17 protein-coding genes are annotated in these 19935 nt (G+C 70.3%); 4 read left to right on the top strand and 13 right to left on the bottom strand.

Annotation, left to right across the window (positions count from 1 at the left end; all coding sequences use genetic code 11):
- Window positions 1-6 precede the first annotated feature (6 nt).
- The 3 genes from H5397_RS01440 to H5397_RS01430 are packed head-to-tail and all read left to right on the top strand — an operon-like array spanning window position 7 to window position 3880.
- The gene (locus H5397_RS01440) at window positions 7-1011 is read left to right on the top strand and encodes a pyridoxal-phosphate dependent enzyme (RefSeq protein ID WP_220491875.1); all 1005 of its coding nucleotides are present in this window, start codon (window positions 7-9) and stop codon (window positions 1009-1011) included.
- Window positions 1008-2492, top strand: coding sequence for an FAD/NAD(P)-binding protein (locus H5397_RS01435; protein WP_182814514.1), 1485 nt, complete (start codon window positions 1008-1010; stop codon window positions 2490-2492). The genes H5397_RS01440 and H5397_RS01435 overlap by 4 nt, the downstream gene beginning before the upstream one ends.
- Window positions 2489-3880: a Y4yA family PLP-dependent enzyme gene (locus tag H5397_RS01430; RefSeq protein ID WP_182814513.1), complete on the top strand. Its 1392-nt coding sequence runs from the start codon at window positions 2489-2491 to the stop codon at window positions 3878-3880. The genes H5397_RS01435 and H5397_RS01430 overlap by 4 nt, the downstream gene beginning before the upstream one ends.
- A 3-nt stretch (window positions 3881-3883) precedes the next feature.
- Here H5397_RS01430 and moaA read toward each other — a convergent pair whose 3' ends face one another.
- The 13 genes from moaA to H5397_RS01365 form a co-directional block, all read right to left on the bottom strand.
- Window positions 3884-4909: a GTP 3',8-cyclase MoaA gene (gene moaA, locus H5397_RS01425; RefSeq protein WP_309224244.1), complete on the bottom strand. Its 1026-nt coding sequence runs from the start codon at window positions 4907-4909 to the stop codon at window positions 3884-3886.
- Window positions 4906-5373, bottom strand: coding sequence for a molybdenum cofactor biosynthesis protein MoaE (locus H5397_RS01420; protein ID WP_182814512.1), 468 nt, complete (start codon window positions 5371-5373; stop codon window positions 4906-4908). Before H5397_RS01420 ends, moaA begins: the two co-directional genes overlap by 4 nt.
- A complete protein-coding gene (locus H5397_RS01415) occupies window positions 5373-5846 on the bottom strand; it encodes a molybdenum cofactor biosynthesis protein B (RefSeq protein WP_182814511.1) in 474 nt (157 codons plus the stop codon). Before H5397_RS01415 ends, H5397_RS01420 begins: the two co-directional genes overlap by 1 nt.
- A gap of 20 nt (window positions 5847-5866) precedes the next feature.
- Window positions 5867-6886, bottom strand: coding sequence for an ABC transporter ATP-binding protein (locus H5397_RS01410; protein WP_182814510.1), 1020 nt, complete (start codon window positions 6884-6886; stop codon window positions 5867-5869).
- The gene (locus tag H5397_RS01405; RefSeq protein WP_182814509.1) at window positions 6873-7871 is read right to left on the bottom strand and encodes an ABC transporter ATP-binding protein; all 999 of its coding nucleotides are present in this window, start codon (window positions 7869-7871) and stop codon (window positions 6873-6875) included. Before H5397_RS01405 ends, H5397_RS01410 begins: the two co-directional genes overlap by 14 nt.
- 9 nt (window positions 7872-7880) lie before the next feature.
- Window positions 7881-8834, bottom strand: a complete 954-nt coding sequence (locus H5397_RS01400; RefSeq protein WP_182814508.1) for an ABC transporter permease — start codon at window positions 8832-8834, stop codon at window positions 7881-7883.
- Window positions 8827-9756, bottom strand: coding sequence for an ABC transporter permease (locus H5397_RS01395; protein ID WP_182814507.1), 930 nt, complete (start codon window positions 9754-9756; stop codon window positions 8827-8829). The genes H5397_RS01400 and H5397_RS01395 overlap by 8 nt, the downstream gene beginning before the upstream one ends.
- 73 nt (window positions 9757-9829) lie before the next feature.
- Entirely contained in the window at window positions 9830-11536 is a 1707-nt protein-coding gene (locus H5397_RS01390; protein ID WP_182814506.1) for an ABC transporter substrate-binding protein, read from the bottom strand.
- A gap of 212 nt (window positions 11537-11748) precedes the next feature.
- A complete protein-coding gene (locus tag H5397_RS01385; protein ID WP_182814505.1) occupies window positions 11749-13494 on the bottom strand; it encodes an ABC transporter family substrate-binding protein in 1746 nt (581 codons plus the stop codon).
- Between the two features lie 211 nt (window positions 13495-13705).
- The gene (locus tag H5397_RS01380; protein WP_182814504.1) at window positions 13706-15838 is read right to left on the bottom strand and encodes an ABC transporter ATP-binding protein; all 2133 of its coding nucleotides are present in this window, start codon (window positions 15836-15838) and stop codon (window positions 13706-13708) included.
- Window positions 15835-16797, bottom strand: a complete 963-nt coding sequence (locus H5397_RS01375; protein ID WP_182814503.1) for an ABC transporter permease — start codon at window positions 16795-16797, stop codon at window positions 15835-15837. Before H5397_RS01375 ends, H5397_RS01380 begins: the two co-directional genes overlap by 4 nt.
- 14 nt (window positions 16798-16811) lie before the next feature.
- On the bottom strand, window positions 16812-17798 hold the full coding sequence (locus tag H5397_RS01370; protein ID WP_182814502.1) for an ABC transporter permease: 987 nt from the start codon (window positions 17796-17798) through the stop codon (window positions 16812-16814).
- 127 nt (window positions 17799-17925) lie between these two features.
- Window positions 17926-18348 carry an RDD family protein gene (locus H5397_RS01365; RefSeq protein ID WP_182814501.1) on the bottom strand — a complete coding sequence of 141 codons (423 nt, stop codon included), beginning with the start codon at window positions 18346-18348 and terminating at the stop codon, window positions 17926-17928.
- 113 nt (window positions 18349-18461) lie between these two features.
- Between H5397_RS01365 and glnA the strand changes: the two genes are divergently transcribed.
- Window positions 18462-19892 carry a type I glutamate--ammonia ligase gene (gene glnA / locus H5397_RS01360; protein WP_182814500.1) on the top strand — a complete coding sequence of 477 codons (1431 nt, stop codon included), beginning with the start codon at window positions 18462-18464 and terminating at the stop codon, window positions 19890-19892.
- Window positions 19893-19935: the final 43 nt, after the last annotated feature.

Below are 19935 nucleotides of genomic sequence, written 5' to 3'. Positions count from 1 at the left end.
GCGTTCGTGGGCACCATCGGGCCGAAGGCACTCCTCGACACCATCGGGGGGACACCGCTGGTCGGCCTGACCCGGTTGCTGCCCGACTGCCCCGCGCGGCTGTTCGCCAAGCTCGAGTCCTTCAACCCCGGCGGCTCGGCCAAGGACCGCTCCGCCCAGGCGATCGTGGCCGAGGCGCTGGCGTCCGGTCGGATCGGGCGCGGGTCGACGCTGGTCGAGTCGAGCTCGGGCAACTTCGCGGTCGCGCTCGCCCGGCTGGCCCTCCTGCACGACATGAAGGCCGTGTGCGTCGTCGACCCGCGCACCAACCCGGCGACGCTGGCGATCGTGCGCGCGCTCGGCGCCGAGGTCGTCCCCGTCACCGAACCCGACCCCGACACCGGCGACTGGCTCGTGGCCCGCCTCACCCGGGTGCGCGAGCTGGTCGACGACCGGCCCGACGCGGTGTGGCTCGACCAGTACTCCAACCGCGCCGCCGTCCGGGCGCACGCCGACGGCACCATGCGCGAGGTCGACCTCGCGCTCGGCGGGGACGTCGACTGGGTGTTCGTCGCCACCTCGACCACCGGCACGATCGCCGGCTGCCTGGCCCACGTGGAGCGTGCCGGGCTGGGCACCAGGGTCGTGGCCGTGGACGCCGCGGGCTCGGTCCTGTTCGGGGGCGAGCGCGGCACCCGCCTGCTCGCCGGCTACGGGGCCGGGATCGTGCCCGCGCTGGCCGAGGGGCTGACCCCGCACGCGGTCGCGCGCATCCCCGACGACGAGGCCGTGGTCGGCACCCGCGCGCTGGCCCTGCGCGAGGGCGTCCTCGCCGGCGCCTCGGCCGGGGCCGTCGCGGCTGCGGTCGCGCGGTTGGCACCCCAGCTGTCGGGCAACGTCGTGCTGATCCTGCACGACGGCGGCCAGCCGTACGCGTCGACGGTGTTCGACGACGCGTGGGTCGAGGCCGAGGTCGGCGTGTCGCCCGACACGTTGGCCGCCCGCGTCGCCGCCTTCGGGGAGGGCGCGTGAGGGTCGCGGTGGTCGGCGCGGGGCCGAAGGGGCTCTACGCCGTCGAGGAACTGCTCGCCCGGGCACCCCGGGCGGTGGTCGACGTCTGGGACTCCCGCCCGCCCGGCACCGGCGCCGCCTACGCCACCGACCAGCCGGTCTGGCTGCGCCTCAACGTGACCTCGGCGATAATCGACGGCTTCGATGCGTGGCGCCTTGCCCGTGGTGAGGCCGCTCCCCTCGACCCGTTCCCCCCGCGCGCGCTGCTGGGGGCGTACCTGGCCGAGCGCTGGGCGTCCCTCTTCGAGCGGCACGCGGGGCTCAGCCATGTCGCGCGCGCAGCCGGCACCGTCGAGGCGTCGGGAGCTGCGTGGGCGGTCGACGGGGCGGCCTACGACGAGGTCCTGCTCGCGACCGGGCACGCGACGGACTCCCCTGACGGACTGGCGGTCGGCTGGTCCGGACCGCAAGCGCTCGTGCCGTCGGTCTACCCCGTCAGCGGTCTGGACGCCGTGCCGGCCGGAGCGGTCGTGGCCAGCCGCGGGGCCGCCCTGACCTTCATCGACCTGGCCCTCGCCCTCACCGAGGGGCGCGGCGGGCGCTTCACCGGCGAGCCGTGGGCGCCCGGGTACATGGCGAGCGGGGACGAACCCGGGTCGCTGCGCCCGGTGGCCCGGCGGGGCCGGTTCATGGCCGTCAAGCCGCAGCCGGGGTCGGCGATCGCCTCCGCGGTCCCGGGGGCGGTGCGCGAGCGGGGGCTTGCGGCGATCCGGGCGGCGGGTGACGCCTCTGTCGCCTTGGCCGTCGTGCCCGCCACGGCGCGCAACCTGCTCGCCGGGCTCGGTCAGGACCCGGCGGGGGTCGAGGACGTCTTCGAGGGTGCCCCCACCCACGCCGACGCCGTGGACGCCCTCCGCGCGTCGCTCGCCGTCGCCACCGACCGGGCCCGCCCCGACGCCGGCTGGGCGGTCGGCGCCGCCTGGCGCGAGCTGTACCCCGCGCTGGTGGAGCGCTTCTCGCTCGGGGGCGGGCTCGCCTTCGAGCCCTTCGCCGAGGCGGCATCCCGGCTGGAGGGGGTGGCCTTCGGCCCGCCGCCGGTCAACGCCGCCAAGCTGCTCGCGCTCGTCGAGGCGGGGGTCGTCGACGCCTCATCGCTGGCCACCGACACGATCGACGGTTCCGGGCACCACGGGCCGGTCGCCGTCGACGTCGTCGTGGACGCCGTGCTGCCCGGCCCCGGCGTGGTCACCGGCGCCGTGACGCTGCCCGGCCGCCTCGTCGAGGCGGGGTTGCTCGTACAGGCCCCCGGACGCCGGGGCGTCGCGCACACCGCCGACGCCACCTGCCTGTCCCCCGACGGGCACCCCCTGCCCGGGCTCGCCGTCGTCGGACGCCCCACCGAGGACGCGACGGTGGGCAACGACACCCTGTCCCGCAGCCTGCACCCAGCCCGGGACGCCTGGGCCCTCCGGGTCGCCGCCCGCTTCGAGGAGGAACGATGAACCACCACCCCGCCCGGGACCGGCTGCGCGCCGGCGTCCACGGCCGACCGCCGCTACCCGCCCGGCTCGAGCACTGGATGTTCGCCCTGCTCTCCGACCCCGACGCGTGCGAGGCCCTGCTGGCCGAGCACGGGTCGCCGGTCAACGTCATCGAACCCGGAAAGCTCCCCCGCAATGCCGCCGAACTCGTGGACGCCGGCGCCCGCCACGGCGTCGAGGTCGGCGTCTTCTTCGCGCGCAAGGCCAACAAGGCGCTCGCGCTGGTGCGCGCGGCGTCCGACGCGGGGCACGGGGTGGACGTGGCCAGCGAGTCCGAGCTGCGGCAGGTGCTGGACGCCGGCGTGCCCGGCGAGCGGGTCATCCTGAGCGCGGCCATCAAGCCCGACGCGCTGCTCGAGCTCGCGGTGCGCTCCGGCACGACGGTGTCGGTCGACGGCCCGGCCGAGCTGGAGCGGGTGGCCGCGGTCGCCAGCTCGGCGGAGGCTGTCGCCCGGGTGGCGCCGCGGGTCGCGCCCAGCCCGGCGACCGGGCTGCCGCCGACGCGCTTCGGGGTCCTCACGTCTGCGTGGGCGCAGGTCGACTGGGCCCGGGTGCCGGCGGTGCAGGTCGTGGGCGTCCACGCCCACCTGCACGGGTACGCGGCCGCCGACCGGGTGGCCGTGCTCGGCGAGTGCCTCCCGCTCGTGGACGCCCTCCGCGCGGCCGGGCACCCGGTCGGGTTCGTGGACCTGGGCGGCGGCGTCCCGATGAGCTACCTCGACGACCGCGCAGTCTGGCACGGCTTCTGGGCCGCGATGACGTCCGGGAACCGCGACGAGGCGATCACGTGGAAGGATCACCCGCTCGGCACCGTCTACCCGTACTGGCAGGAGCCGGTCCGGGGCGGCTGGCTGGACGGGCTGCTCGCGCTGCCCTTGGCGGACGGGTCGGGCACGGCGGCGTCCGGGCTGGCCTCCCGGGGCTTGCGGCTGCACCTCGAACCGGGCCGCTCGCTGCTCGATGGCTGCGGGCTGACCCTCGCGCGCGTGGCGTTCACCAAGGAGCGCAGCGACGGGGTCGGGCTGGTCGGCCTGGAGATGAACCGGACGCAGTGCCGCTCGACCTCCGACGACTTCCTCGTCGACCCGGTGCTGGTGCGCCGGGGCGCGGCCGGTGACGCCTACGACGGGTTCCTCGTCGGCGCCTACTGCATCGAGGACGAGCTGATCCTGCACCGGCGGATGTGGTTCCCCGAGGGGGTCGCTGCCGGCGACATCATCGCCCTGCCCAACACCGGCGGCTACCTGATGCACATCCTCGAGAGCGCCTCCCACCAGATCCCCTTGGCGCGCAACGTCGTCCCGGGCCCCGACGGCTGGGAGCTGGACGCCATCGACCGCCCGGCCTGAGCCTCAGCCGCCGATCGCGCTCATCGGGCGCCGGGGCTGCAGGAAGTCGGGGTCGTTGATCCCGTGCCCGGGCAGCTTGGCGGCGAGGTTCTCGTGGATCAGCGCGGTCAACTCCTCGGCCGAGGCCCCGGAGCGCAGGGGCGTGCGCAGGTCGGTCTCGCCGGTGGCGAACAGGCAGTTGCGCAGCTGGCCGTCGGCGGTCAGGCGCAGGCGGTCGCAGTTGCCGCAGAAGGGACGCGTGACCGAGGCGATGATCCCGACGGTGCCCAGCGGCTCCGCGTCGGGAGACCCCACGGGCCGCACCTCGAACCGTTCGGCGGGCGCGGCACCGCGTCCGGGCAGCGCCCTCAGGTCGAAGGCCGACGCGAGCAGCGACTGGGTCTCGTCGGCGGTGACCATGCCCTCGCGGGTCCAGGTGTGGCCGGCGTCCAGGGGCATCTGCTCGATGAAGCGCAGCTCGGCGCCGATCCCGAGGGCGTGACGCAGCAGATCCACCGCCTCGTCGGTGTTGATCCCGCGCATGAGCACGGTGTTCAGCTTCAAGGGGCCCAGCCCGGCGGCCAGCGACGCCTCGATGCCCGCCAGGGTGTCCGCGAGCCGGTCCCGGCGCGCGAGCTGGACGAACCGGTCCGGCCGCAACGTGTCCAAGGAGACATTGACCCGCGCCAGACCCGCCTCGGCCAGCGCACCGGCCAGCTTGGCCAGCCCGATGCCGTTGGTGGTCATCGAGACCTCGGGACGCCCCGCGGGGCCCGACAGCGCGGCCAGGCCCGCCACGATCTCGACGATGTCGCGGCGCAGCAGCGGCTCACCGCCGGTGAGCCGGATCTCGGAGATCCCCGCCCCCACCGCCACCTCGGCGATGGCGAGCAGCTCGGGCAGGGTCAGCAGGGTGGCCTTCGGCAGCCACGGCACGCCCTGCTCGGGCATGCAGTAGGTGCAGCGCAGGTTGCAGTGGTCGGTGAGGGAGATCCGCAGGTCGCGGTGCTCGCGCCCGTGGGAGTCGACCAGCAGCGGCAGCCGCCTCACGAACGCTCCCCCTCCGCGGACCCGGCGTCGAGCCCCAGCTGCGACCAGACCCTGCGCCCGGACGCCTCGGTCTGGTGCTTCCAGATCGGCAGTTCGGCCTTGATCACCTCGACCACCTCGGCGCAGAGGGCGAAGGCCTCCGCGCGGTGCGGCGTGGCGACGCAGCACACCAGCGCCAGGTCACCCACCCCGAGGTGACCCACCCGGTGCGACACGGCGACCGCCGCCACCCCGGAGGGGTCGCGCTCGGCCAGCAGCCGCTCCACCATCCGCGCCAACAGCGCGTCGGCGTCGGGGTGGTGGCTGTAGTCGATGCCGGTGACCTCGCCCTCGGCCTCGGGGTCGTGGTCGCGGATCATGCCGGTGAACGTCACCAGCGCCCCGGCCCGCGCGCCCGACACCAGCGCGACGTGCGCGTCGGCGTCCAGCGGCCGGTCGGTCACCGCCGAGTGGAGCAACGGCATCAGTGGTCCCCTCCATCCAGTTGGTCGAGCACGTGGTCCACCAGCGGCAGCAGCACCTCGATGCCCTCGGTGACCGCGCGCGGCGACCCGGGCAGGTTCACGACCAGCGCCCGGCCGGCCACGCCGGCCACCCCGCGCGACAGGTAGGCGTGCGGCTTCCCGGACGCCCCGCGCAGCAGTTCGGCGATGCCCGGCACCTCGCGGTCCAGGACGCGGCGCGTGCCCTCGGGCGTGCGGTCTCGGGGCCCCACCCCGGTGCCGCCCGACGTCACCACGAAGCGCGCCCCTGCGGCCACGGCCGCGCGCACGGCGTCGGCCACCGAGGCCTCGCCGTCGGGCACCAGACTGCTGGTCACCGCCCAGCCGGACGCCTCGAGCGCGGCCCGGGCGGCGGGCCCGGACGCGTCCTCGCGCAGGCCGGACGCGCACCGGTCGGAGACCGTCACGACGTGCGCTTCCCTGTCCGCAGGCATGTCGGCCAGCGTACCCCGGCTCACACCGTCAGGCGCTCGGCCGCGCTCTCCTCCGCGTAGTGGCACGCCGACTCGTGGCCGCCGTTGCCGTCGGGGCGCTCGACCAGCGCCGGCTCCTCGCGGGAGCACAGCTCGGTCGCCTTCCAGCAGCGGGTGTGGAACCGGCAGCCCGAGGGCGGGTTGGCCGGGCTGGGCACGTCGCCGGTGAGCACGATCTGCTGGCGCACCTCGCGCGCCCGCGGATCGGGCACGGGCACCGCCGAGAGCAGCGCCCGGGTGTACGGGTGCGTGGGCGTCTCGTAGATCTCGTGCTCGGTGCCGACCTCCACGATCTTGCCCAGGTACATGACCGCGACCCGGTCGGAGATATGGCGCACCACCGACAGGTCGTGGGCGATGAACACGTAGGCGAGACCGAGCTCGTCCTGCAGCTTCTCGAGCAGGTTCACGACCTGCGCCTGCACCGACACGTCCAGCGCCGAGACGGGCTCGTCGCAGATCAGCACCTTGGGGTTGAGCGCGATGCCGCGGGCGATGCCGATGCGCTGGCGCTGGCCCCCCGAGAACTGGTGCGGGTACCGGTTGATGTGCTCGGGGTTGAGGCCCACGAGGTCGAGCAGCTCCTGCACCCGGCGGCGACGGCCGCCCTTGGGCACGACGTCGGGGTGGATGTCGAAGGGCTCGGCCACGATGTCGCCGACCGTCTTGCGGGGGTTCAGCGATGTGTACGGGTCCTGGAACACGATCTGGATGTCACGGCGCATCTTGCGCATCGCGGCACCGCTCGTGGCGTGCATGTCGACGCCGTCGAGGAACACGCGACCGGCGGTCGGCTCCTCCAGGCGCATCAGCAGCCGGCCGAGGGTGGACTTCCCACAGCCGGACTCCCCCACCACGCCGAGGGTCTCCCCGCGGCGCAACTCGAGGGACACCCCGTCGACGGCGCGCACGTGGCCTGTGGTGCGCCGGATGACGCCGGTCTTGATCGGGTAGTGCTTGACGAGCTCCTCGGCCCGCAGCACGACGTCAGGCTCGGCCATCGGCGAGCACCTCCTTCGTGTGGTGGCAGGCCGCGAGCCGCCTGGGAAGCACCTCGACCAGCGCGGGCGGCTCCCCGGTCCGGCAGACGTCGGTGGCGTACACGCAGCGCGGGTTAAAGGGGCACCCCGGCGGGATGCGCATCAGGTTGGGCGGCAGGCCGCCGATCGCGTACAGGGTCTGGCCGCGCTGGTCCAGGCGCGGGATCGAGTCCAGCAGCCCCTTGGTGTACGCATGGGCCGGGCGGCTGTACAGGTCGTGGACGCCGGCGCTCTCGACGATGCGCCCCGCGTACATGACCGAGATCCGGTCGGCGACGTCGGCGACCACGCCGAGGTCGTGGGTGATCAGGATCAGGCCCATGCCCGACTCGGCCTGCAGCTCCTTGAGCAGCTGCATGATCTGCGCCTGCACGGTGACGTCCAGGGCGGTCGTCGGCTCGTCGGCGATGAGCACGGCCGGGTCGAGGGCGATCGCCATCGCGATCATGATGCGCTGGCGCATGCCGCCCGAGAACTGGTGCGGGTACGCCTTGACGCGCTCCTTGGCCGCGGGGATCTTGACCCGCTCCATCAGCCGCACGGCCTCCGCCTGCGCGTCGGAGCGGTTCATGCCCTTGTGGATGCGGAACATCTCGGCGATCTGCCAGCCCACCGGGAACACCGGGTTGAGCGAGCTCAGGGCGTCCTGGAAGATCATCGAGATCTGCGGGCCGCGGACGGCCTGGCGCCGCTTCTCGGGGAGCTTGATGAGGTCCTGCCCGCGCAGGAACACCTCGCCCCCGGTGACGTAGCCGGGCGGGGTGTCGAGGATGCCCATGATCGCCTGCGCGGTCACCGACTTGCCCGACCCCGACTCGCCAAGAATCGCGAGGGTCTCGCGCTCGTCGAGGTGGAAGGACACGCCGTTGATGGCCTTGGCCACCCCGTCGCGGGTGCGGAACTCGACGTGCAGGTCGCGGACGTCGAGGAGGTGCTCGGAAGTCATACCAGCCTCTCAGCGCAGCTTCGGGTCGAGGGCGTCGCGGACGACCTCGCCGAGCATGATGAACGACAGCACGGTCAGGGACAGGAACAGCGACGGGAACAGCAGCATGTGCGGCGTGTTCACGATGTAGCCCAGGCCCGAGGCCTGCGAGATCGCCTGGCCCCACGAGAAGGCCGGCGGCCGCAGCCCGATGCCGAGGAACGACAGCGTCGCCTCGAGCGCGATGTACTGGCCCAGGTTGATCGTGGCGACCACGATGATCGGGGCCAGCGCGTTCGGCAGGATGTGGCTCGTGATCACGCGCAGCGGGGACGCCCCGAGCGCGCGGGCCGCCTGCACGTACTCGTTCGGCTTCACCTGGAGCACCGAGGAGCGCATGATGCGGGCGAGGCTGGGCCAGCCCAGCACGGCGATGGCCATCACGACCTTGGCCACCTGGAGCAGCAACGGCTGCTTGTCGGGCATCGGCAGCGAGTACAGGATCACGATGCCGCCGAGCAGGATCGGGATGGCGAAGAAGATCTCGCCGATGCGGCTCAGCAGGGTGTCGACCCAGCCCCCGGCGTACGCCGAGATCGTGCCGATGATGATGCCCAGGGTCGTGGTCGCCAGGGTGGCGAGCAGGCCGACGAGGATCGAGGCCCGCGCGCCGTGGATGGTGCGCGCGTAGACGTCACAGCCCTGGATGTCGGTGCCGAACAGGTGCGCTGAGCTCGGCGCCTGCCGCGCGTTGGTCAGGATGCAGTACTCCGGGTCGGCCCGCGTGAACAGGGTCGGGAACGCGGCCATGACCAGGAAGACCGCGATCAGGCCCACGCAGATCCAGAACAGCGGGTTGCGGCGCATGTCGCGCCAGGCGTCGGACCACAGCGAGGCGTGGCGCTCGTCGGTCTGGACGCCCACGGCGTCCGGCTGGCCGGCGCTGGCGACCTGAGTCGTCGGTTCGTTCGCGGCGTCAGTCATGGCTGATCCTCGGGTCCAGGACGCCGTACAGCACGTCGACGATCAGGTTCATCAGCAGGTACACCATCACCAGGATCGTCACGGCCCCGACGACGTTGGCGCCGTCGCGGGCGGTGATGCTCTGGAAGATGAAGCCGCCGATCCCGTTGATGTTGAAGATGCGCTCGGTCACGATCGCGCCGCCCATCAGCGACCCGAAGTCGAAGCCCAGGTAGGTGACGACGGGGATCAGGGAGTTGCGCAGCGCGTGGATGCCGATGGTGCGCTGGCGGGTGAGGCCCTTGGCCTTGGCGGTGCGCACGTAGTCGGCGCGCAGGTTCTCGACCAGCGTCGTGCGCGTCAACCGCGCGATGTAGGCCACCGACAGCGACCCCAGCACGATGCCGGGCAGGATCAGCTGCTGCAGGGTGCCCGCGCTGGCGGTGACGGCGATGATGTCGGTCAAGCCGGTCTTGAGGATCGCGAACTGGCTCATCGCGCCGATCACGAACACGGGGATCGAGATGACCACCAGCGTGGAGACCGTGATCAGGTGGTCGATGAAGCGGCCCTTGCGCAGGGCGGCGATGATGCCGGCGGTGATGCCGATGACCGCGGTCCACGCGAGGGCGATGAGCGCCAGCTTCAGCGTGGTCGGGTAGCGGGCGATCAACTCGTCGATGACGTAGTTGCCCCGGAAGTTGCGCCCCAGGTCGCCCTGCAGGAGGCGTCCCATGTAGAGCGCGTAGCGCACGAGCAGCGGCTCGTTGAGGTTGTACTCCCGCTTGAACGCCTCGACGTAGGCGGGCGGGCACTCCCGGTCACCACACCGGCCTGCCCAGGGGTCACCGGGCAGCGCGTAGACCAGGAAGTAGAGGATGAACGTCGCCCCCAGGAACACGGGGATCATCTGGAGCAGGCGACGGATGATGTACTTGATCAAGTTTCGGGCCCTCGGTCATGACTGGGCCGGTGGGGTCACCCGCGGGTGACCCCACCGGCCGCAGCAGCGTCGGTTACTTGACGGTGATGCCGGCGACGTCAATGGCGCCGAAGGCGTTCAGCTTGACGTTGTCGACCTTGGTGGAGTAGCCGTACGGGGTGGCGGAGTACCACAGCGGCAGCGTCGGGTACGTCTCGTCGAGCATCGCCTCCGCCTCCTGGTACTTCGCGTTGGCCGCAGCAGCGTCCGTGGCCGCCGCAGCGTCCGTGAGGGCCTGCTGGAAGGCGGGGTTGTCGTACTTGCTGTCGTTGGAGGCAGCGCCCTTGCCGTAGATCGGGGTCAGGAAGTTCTCGATCGACGGGTAGTCCATCTGCCAACCACCGCGGACGATGCCCTTGAGCTCGCCGGCCTTGATCTGCGTGCGCAGGGTGGCGAAGTCGGGGGTCACGTTGACGGCGCAGTCGACACCGAGGGTGTTCTTCCAGCCGTTGCAGACCGCCTGGGCCCACAGCTCGTGGCCCGCGTCGGGGTTCACGGAGATGGTGAGCTGGCCCTGGTAGCCGCCGGACTCCTCGTAGAGGGTCTTGGCCTTGGCCTCGTCGAAGGTGCAGCCGTCGGTGCACTGGCCTTCCTTGTAGCCGTCGACGACCGGGGACACCCAACCGGTGGCCGGGGTGCGGCTGCCGTTGAAGATCTCCTTGGTGATGGTCTCGCGGTCGATGGCGGCACCGAGGGCGGCGCGCAGCTTGGCGTTGTCCTTGAACTGCTCGTCGGTCGGCATGAAGGTGATCCACTGGATGATGCCGGTCTCGGCCACCTGGGCGCGGTCGCCGAGGGCGGCCTTCCAGGCGTCACCCGCGAGCTGGTCGGGCGGGATGACGTCGACGACGTCGACGTTGTTCGCCAGCAGGTCGGCGTAGGAGGCCGAGGGGTCGGTGTACATGCGGAACGTCACCTTGTCGACGTTGCCCGCGTACTGACCGGAGTAGTCGGCGTTCTTCTCGAGGACGATCTCGGTGGCCGAGTTCGAGGCGACCTTGTAGGGGCCGGAACCGATCGGCTGCTTGCCGAAGGCGTCGGCCTCCGGGTCGGCGAAGAAGGCGTCGGGCTGCGGAGCGAAGGCCGAGTAGCCCAGACGGACCGGCAGGTTGGAGACGGCCTCGGTGGTCTCGATGGTGAAGGTGCGGTCGTCCACGACCTTCAGGCCGGACAGCGTCTCGGCCTTGGGGGCACCGTCGCCCTCACAGGGGTCGAGGTCGTTGCCCGCGGCGTCCTCGGACTCACCGGTGCACTGCAGGTCGGCGAAGCCGGCGATGGGCTCGTAGAAGTAGCCACCCTGCTGGCCGTTGGGGCCGAAGGCGGTGTAGTTCCAGGCGTCGACGAAGTTCTTGGCCAGGACGTCGGTGCCGTCGGAGAACTTGTAGCCCTCCTTGAGCTTGACCGTGAACAGCTTGTTGTCGGTCGTCTCGATGGACTCGGCGATGTCCATCTCGGGCGCCGCGGTGTCCACGTTGTAGTGGACGAGCTTGGAGGTCACGGCATCCAGGATGTTGCCGCCACACACCTCGGAGGTGTTGCCCGCGATGAGCGGGTTCTCCGGGGTGCAGCCACGGATGACGATCTCGCCGCCGGAACCGGCGGGGGCCGGGGCGGCGGTGCCGGACGGGGCGGCGGTGCCGCCGGCCGAGGTGGTCGGTGCAGGGCTCGTGCCGCAGGCCGTCGCCAGCAGCGCGAGCGTAGCGACGCCGGCGAGCCCGGCTGCACGCTTCGTGATGCGCATCTAAGAATCCTCCTGAGTGGGGAACGACGGGCGTCCTCGCCAGCCGCACGCGCGGGAGTTTATCCTCAATCGGCATGCCCATTGACGATTGGCACCGTAACGAAAGAGTGAAGGTTTCGGGGTCGGGAATGTGATAAGTGAAATCAACCAGGAAATGACGGATGGGCCGGTTCCCGAAGGAACCGGCCCACCCGGTGTGATCAGTCAACCAGTCAGGACTGGAAGCCCACGTTCACCCAGTTGGCCGAACCGAGGCCGAACGCGCCGTAGTTGGCGAGCTTGCCGTTGGTCGCGACCAGCTCAGGACGCTGGTACAGCGGCAGGGTGTGGACCGACTCCCAGATGAGCTTGGCAGCCTGCTGGCCCATCTCGTTGCGCTTGGCCACGTCGGGCTCGACCGCGATCTGCGGGATGAGCTCGTTCAGCTCCGGGTTGGAGAGGCGGGCGAAGTTCGAGCCCCAGTTGTCGGGCGAGCCACCGTAGATCTGGTCGATGCCACGCAGCGGGTACGGGGTACCGATCCAGGAGAACGCGGTGATGTCGAAGTTGCCGGGCTCGAGCAGGTTGCCACCGGTGAAGTCGGCGACCGGGGTGGCGACGATCTCGAGGTTGACGCCGATCTCCTTCAGCATGTTCTGCGCCTGGAGGGCCTCGTTCTCGGACGCCTTGACGCCGGTCAGGGCGGCGAACTTGACGTTGAGCTTGGCGCCGTCCTTCTCGCGGATGCCGTCAGCACCCTCGGTCCAGCCGGCCTCGTCGAGCAGCTTCTTGGCGCCCTCGACGTTGTAGTCGATGCCGGTCTCCTTGCCCAGGTCCACGTACTCGGGCTGGCTGGGCAGGAAGATGTTGTTGTTCAGCGGCTTCGGCTCCCAGTCGACACCGGCGAGGTCGGACTTCGCGATGACCTCACGGTCGAGGCCCATGACGATCGCCTGGCGGACCTTGACGTCCTTCAGGTTCTCGGCCTCGCTGTTGAAGGTGAAGTGGCGGAAGTTCGGGCCGGCGGCCTTGCGCATGACCGTGTTCGGCGTGGCCGAGGCGCGGGCGTAGCCGTCCGGGTCCGGGCCGACGTCGAGGAAGTCGATCTCCTGGTTCGCGAACGCCGAGGCAACGGCGTCGGCGGCGATGGCCTTGAAGGTCACCTTGTCGAGCAGCGGGGCCTCGCCCCACCACTTGTCGTTCGGGACCAGCGTGAGCAGGTCGGCGGTGAGCGACTCGACCTTGTAGGGGCCGGAGAGCCACTCGTTCTTCAGGGTGGTCCAGCCGGTGTTGAACGTGTTGGCGTCGGCCACGGCCTCGGCGCGCATCGGGCCGCCGGAGATGATGGCGGTCCAGTCGGGGTACGTCTTGGTGAACGTGAACTTCACCTCGTAGTCGTTGGCGCCCTTCTCGACCGACTTGAGGTCCTTCCAACCCTCGGTGGAGGCGGCCTCGAAGGCCGGGTCCTTGCCGTTGAGGGCGTTGACGGTGGCGATCCAGTCGTCGGCGGTGATCGGCTCACCGTCGCCCCAGACGGCCTTCTCGTTCATCTTGATCGTGATGACCTGGGATTCGCCCTCCATCTCGTCGGTGAAGTCGACGAGGAAGTTCTCGTTCTTGACCGGCTTGCCGCCCGAGTCGAAGGTGAAGTAGGTCGGGGACAGCGGCGCCTGCATGTCCGTGTTGTCCTTCTGGTTACCGTTGACGTGGGCGCCGTTCCAGTTCGTCATCATCTCGGTGACAGACAGGCGAAGCGTGCCGCCCTGGGCGAGCGACTCACGCGGCTGCTCGTTGATGTCCCAGCCCGAGCTGGTGGCGGCCGGGGTCTCGGCCGGGGTGCTGGCACCGCCGGTGGGGGCAGCGCTGCTGCCACCGGGGGCGGCGGAACCGCTCGGCGTGGCAGCGGGGCCACCGCAGGCGCTCAGGACGAGCGCCGCAGCTCCCAGCATGGCCGGAGCGAAGATCTTGATGGGCTTCACGTGTCCTCCGATCGTGAATGGTGGGGAAATTCCCCGAGGCTGTTGCCGGTACGCCCGTCCGGATGGACCCGTCGCGCGCACGTTGGGGAACAGAGTACGAAGCCAGATGGGTGTTTTCCAGCTTCGTACCCAACTCGTTACCGTCTGCGACCGTAAGCGTCATCCACATAACGATGAGTGGAAACTTAAGGGTTCCCGACGGCGTGGGACGTCACATGACCGAGACGACCTCGCTGTAGTGACACGCGTCCGCGTGGTCCTCGCCGGGCACCTTGCCGATCAGCTCCGGCGGCTCCTCGACGCACTTGCGCTGCTCGCCCTCCGACAGGAGCGGGAACTTCTGGCACCGCGTGCGGAACTTGCAGCCCGAGGGCGGGTCGGCCGGGCTGGGCAGGTCCCCGGTGAGGAGGATCCGCTTGCGCGACCGCTCGGTCTGGGGGTCGGGGATCGGGATCGCCGACAGCAGCGCCTGGGTGTACGGGTGCCGGGGGCGCTCGTACACCTCGTCCACGTCGCCGATCTCGACGATCTTGCCGAGGTACATGACCGCGACCCGGTCGGCGATGTGGCGGATGACCGCGAGGTCGTGGGCCACGAAGACGTACGAGAGGCCGAGCTGGCCCTGCAGGTCCTCGAGCAGGTTGATGACGCCGGCCTGGATCGAGACGTCGAGCGCCGAGACGGGCTCGTCGAGCACGATCAGGCGGGGCGACAGCGCGAGCGCCCGGGCGATGCCGATGCGCTGGCGCTGGCCACCGGAGAAGTGCTGCGGGTACCGGTCGGCGTGGCCCTCCTCGAGCCCGACCAGCTTGAGCAGCTCCATGACCCGCTTCTCGATCTCGTCCTTGGTGAACCCGTGGACGCCCAATGGCTCGGCGATGATGTCGAAGATCGGCATGCGGGGGTCGAGGGAGGCCATCGGGTCCTGGAACACGACCTGCAGGTCGCGCCGCATCGTGAACTTCTCCTTGCGGCCCAGCTTCGAGGTGTCCTTGCCGAACACCTCGATCGAGCCGCCGCTCGGCGCGGCGAGGTTCAGCACCTCGAGCAGCGTTGTGGACTTGCCACACCCGGACTCCCCCACCAGGCCCAGGGTCTCGCCCTCGCGGACGTCCAGGTCGATCCCGTCGACCGCGAACACCGTGCCCACGCGGCGCCGGTAGATCGCGCCCTTCATGAGCGGGTAGTGCTTCTTCATGTCGTTGAGCTCGAGGACCGTCTCACGCTCCTCGCGCGGCACCTCCGCCAGCTGCGACCGGGTGAGGTCGGGCACCGGGAAGATGTCGGCGTACGTCATGCCCTGCGAGACGACCTCGTCGACCCGCACGCACGCGGCCGCGTGGCCGCTGTCGACGCGCTCGAGGTCGGGCTCGGCGGTGCGGCAGGCCTCGATGGCCAGCGGGCAGCGCGGCGCGAACGGGCAGCCGGGCGGCAGGTTGACCACCGAGGGCGGGTTGCCCTCGAGGGTGGCCAGCGCCTCCTGGTTGCCCTGGTCGAGGCGGGGCACCGACCCCAGCAGGCCGATCGTGTACGGCATGGCCGGGCGGTAGAAGATGTCGTCCACGGTGCCCTGCTCGACCGGGCGCCCGGCGTACATGACCGTGACCCGGTCGCTCATCCCCGCCACGACGCCGAGGTCGTGGGTGATCATGATGATCGCGGCGCCGGTCTCCTGCTGCGCCTTCTTGAGCACCTCGAGCACCTGCGCCTGGATCGTCACGTCCAGAGCGGTGGTGGGCTCGTCGGCGATGATGACGTCGGGGTCGTTGGCGATCGCCATCGCGATCATCGCGCGCTGGCGCATGCCGCCCGAGAACTCGAACGGGAACGACTTGACCCGCTGCTCGGGGTTCGGGATGCCCACCAGGTCGAGCAGCTCGATGGCGCGCTGCCAGGCGGCCTCCTTCGAGGTGCCCTTGTTGTGGATCTGGATCGCCTCGACGATCTGGTCACCGATCGTGTAGACCGGCGTGAGCGCCGACAGCGGGTCCTGGAAGACCATCGACAGGGCCTGGCCACGGGTGCGGGACATCTCCTCGTCGGAGCGGCCCAGCAGCTCGTCGCCGTGCAGCTTGATGGATCCCTCGACCCGGGCGCCCTTGGCGAGCAGGCCCATGATGGCCAGCGAGGTGACCGACTTGCCGGAACCCGACTCGCCGACGATGGCCATGGTCTCGCCCGCACGCAGGTCGAAGCTGAGCCCGCGGACGGCCCGGACGGGACCCGCCTCGCTGGGGAACGTGACATGCAGGTCCTTGACCTCGAGGACGACGTCACCGGCGGCGGTGCGCCGCTTGCGCGCCGGCGCAGCGGTGGTCGCGGGGTTGGTCGAAGCGGTGCTCATGCGCGGCCTCCCGAGCCGGACGTGGGGTCGAGGGCGTCGCGCAGGCCGTCGCCGACCGCGTTGACGCTCATGACCAGGATGACGAGGACGGTGGCCGGGCCCATGAAGACCCACGGATAGGTGGTCGCCATGCGGGCGCCCTCACCGATCAGCGTGCCCAGCGAGGTGTCGGGCGCCTGGACGCCGAAGCCGAAGTACGACAGGCCGGTCTCGGCCAGGATCGCGTAGCCGACGCCCAGCGTGGCGTCGATGATCAGCAGCGAGCTGACGTTGGGGATGATGTGCCGGATGATGATCTTCCACGCCGGCAGGCCCATGAACTTCGCGGCCTGGATGTACTCGCGCTCCTTCACCGAGAGGGTGAGCGAGCGGACGACGCGGGAGCTCAGCGGCCAGCCGAAGATGGCCAGCAGCACCACGAGCAGCAGCCACGCGTTCGGGCCCTGCGGGCCGCCGGTGGTGATGACGGCGATCAGCAGGAACGACGGGATGACCAGCATGAGGTCGACGATCCAGAGGATGGCCTTCTCGGTGAAGCCGCCGACGTAGGCCGCGGTCGCACCGACCAGGGCCGCGATCGAGGTGGCGATGAGCGCGACCATGAAGCCGATGATGAGCGACTTGCTCATGCCGCGCAGCGTGAGGGCGAGCACGTCGCGCCCGGCCTGCGTGGTGCCCAGGATGTGGTTGCTGTCGGGGCCCTTGAGGAAGGCGTCGTAGTCGATGTCGTCGAACTTCCAGTAGAAGAGCTCGGGACCGATCGCGGCGATGATCGCCAGGGTGATGATCACGATGGCACCGACGACGGCGGTCTTGTTGCGCAGGAAGCGGCGGAACGTGAGCTGGCCCCGGCTGAGGCGCTTGCGCGCACCGGGCGTGGTCGGCTGCTCGACCTCGGCGGGGGCCGGTGGGGTCTCGGCCGGGCCGACGCCCTGGGGGCCTGCAGAGTGCTGGGTCATGGAAAGGTTCTCCCTCAGCTCAGCCGCACGCGCGGGTCGAGGATGGCGACGAAGATGTCGGACAGCACCGCACCCACGAGCACGCAGACGCCGGCGAACGCCGTCACGGCGACCACGCCGTTGATGTCCTGGCCCTGGATGGTGTCGATGCCGTAGGCACCCATGCCGCGGAAGCCGAAGATCTTCTCGGTGTAGGTCGCGCCCACGAACATGGTCGCGACCGTGAACGCCACGTAGGTGGCGGTCGGGATCAGGGCGGTGCGCAGGGCGTGCTTCATGACCGCCTTGTTCTCGCGCAGGCCCTTGGCCCGGGCCGTGCGGACGAAGTCAGAGCCGAGGGCGTCCAGCATCAGGTTGCGCTGGATGCGGCTCATCGACGCCAGTCCGAGCAACATCAGCACCACCGTGGGTAGCAGGAGGTGTTGCAGCCGGTCCGCCAGAACGGGCCACCACCCCTCCCCATGGATGGCACCGGTCTCCCCGATGAATTCGAAGAACTGGTAGCCCAGGCGGCGGTTGGCCTCCGTGGCCAGGATCTGCGAGACGTGGCCGATGACGAAGGCCGGGGTCGAGACGACCAGCAGGGTCAGCACCGTGATCACCCGGTCGGAGATCTTGTATTGGCGGGTGGCCGCCCACGCCCCGATGGCGACGCCCAGCACCAGGCCGAGCATGGTGCCGATGAGCAGGAGTCGGAGGCTGACCCAGATGCGGGCGCCGATCTCGTCGTTCACCACGGCGCCCATGGGAGACTGGCCCCAGTCCCACTTGGTGAGGACATTGGTCAGCCACGTCCAGTAGCGCTCCCACAGCGGGACGTTCTCGCTGAGGTTGCGGGACAGCAGCATCGACTCGATCGAGCGCGGGTCCAACGGCGGGTTGCGCATCAGGAACAGCGAGCGCGGGTTCAACTGGGTCGCGGCCAGGACATAGGTCAACGACACCGCCACGAACAGCAGGACGATGTAGTTGGCGAGTCGCCGCAGGACGTAGCCGATCATTCAGTTCCCTCGGGTCAGATTTCGGCCCACTATAGGGGCACGGTTTCCGGCGACCCACCGTACACGGGTGACGCGCCGCCGACGAGGCCTTTCATTCACACTTGTCAGGCGAACATTGAAAAAGTGATCAGCGCCGGTTGACCACGACAGTGCCCAGGAGCAGGTCGTTGATGCCACGGCGGTCCGGACCGATCACGACGGCGGGCAGCACGAGGCACACCAGGGCCGAGCGGACGATCGAGCGCCACACGTCGATGGGGGTCCCGTCCACACGGGTCACCCCGATCTTCGAGATGAGCTGCCCGAAGCTGCCGCCGACCAACGCGGTCAGCACGGCCTTCTGCACGAAGTAGACCGCGAGCACCATCCAGGCCTTCCAGCCGCTCTCGGTGAGGACGCCCCCACCGAAGGCACCCAGCGCCACGACCATGCTGGCCCCCCAGTCCAGCACCAGCGCACCCAGGCGGCTGCCCCAGCCGGCCAGCGACCCGGGCCCCTTCTTGGGCAGGCCCAGGGACTCGCCGGGGTACGGAACGGTCTCGGTCGTCACGCGGTCACCCTAACGCCCAACGTGTAACACCCCCGAAACACGGACGACACCACCCAGTGATGCGCGCGGCCTACGGTTCACTCCGTCAGACCACCAAGTGTTTCGGAGGACCCATGTTCCAAGACGCCGACGAACTCCTCGCCTTCATCGAGGAGAACGACGTCGAGACCGTCGACGTCCGCTTCTGCGACCTGCCCGGCGTGATGCAGCACTTCACCATCCCGGCGAAGTTCCTCACCCACGACGTCATCGAGGACGGCCTGTCCTTCGACGGCAGCTCGATCCGCGGCTTCCAGAAGATCCACGAGTCGGACATGGCCCTGCTCCCCGACGTGACCTCGGCCTACCTCGACCCGTTCCGCAAGAGCAAGACGTTGAACATGAACTGGTTCGTCCACGACCCGATCACCAAGGAGGCCTACAGCCGCGACCCGCGCAACATCGCGCGCAAGGCCGAGGAGTACCTGCGCTCCACCGGCATCGGCGACACCGCCTTCATGGGCCCCGAGGCCGAGTTCTACGTGTTCGACTCGGTCCGCTTCGAGACCAAGGCCAACGCGGGCTACTACTTCATCGAGTCCGAGGCCGGGGCCTGGTCGTCCGGCTCCGAGACCGATGCGAGCGGCGCCCTCAACCGCGGCTACAAGGTCAAGTACAAGGGCGGGTACTTCCCGGTGGCCCCCGTCGACCACTTCGGTGACCTGCGCGACGACATGGTCCGCCACCTGCAGTCGGTCGGCCTTACCATCGAGCGCGCCCACCACGAGGTCGGCACCGCCGGCCAGGGCGAGATCGCGACGAAGTTCGACACGCTGCTGCGCGCGGCCGACAACATCATGAAGTACAAGTACGTCATCAAGAACACGGCCTGGGAGGCGGGCAAGACCGCCACCTTCATGCCCAAGCCGATCTTCGGTGACAACGGTTCGGGCATGCACGTCCACCAGTCGGTCTGGAAGGACGGCCAGCCGCTGTTCGCCGACGAGGCCGGCTACGCGGGCCTGTCCGACCTGGCCCGCTGGTACATCGGCGGCATCCTGCACCACGCCCCGTCGCTGCTGGCGTTCACCAACCCGACCGCCAACAGCTACCACCGTCTGGTGCCGGGCTTCGAGGCGCCGGTCAACCTGGTCTACAGCCAGCGCAACCGCTCCGCCTGCATCCGTATCCCGCTGACCGGCCCCTCCCCCAAGGCCAAGCGCATGGAGTTCCGCTGCCCCGACCCCTCGGCCAACCCGTACCTCGCGTTCGCCGCGATGCTGCTGGCCGGCCTGGACGGGATCCAGAACAAGATCGAGCCGCCGGAGCCGATCGACAAGGACCTCTACGAGCTGCCCCCGGACGAGCACGCCGAGATCGCGCAGGTCCCCGGTTCGCTCGGCGAGGCGCTGGACGCCCTCGAGGCCGACCACGACTACCTCCTCGCGGGTGACGTGTTCACCTCCGACCTCATCGAGACCTGGATCGAGATGAAGCGCGAGGACATCGACGCGATCCGCCTCCGCCCGCACCCGCACGAGTTCGAGCTCTACTTCGACCTCTGACCCACCTGCCGCAGCAGCGGTGACAATCGACGCCCCCGGGACA

The sequence above is a fragment of the Propioniciclava sp. MC1683 genome, assembly GCF_014164675.1.
In the GTDB taxonomy this organism is placed as follows: domain Bacteria; phylum Actinomycetota; class Actinomycetes; order Propionibacteriales; family Propionibacteriaceae; genus Propioniciclava.
Note: the sequence above shows the minus strand (reverse complement) of the source record. Positions and strands in the feature narration are given on the sequence as shown.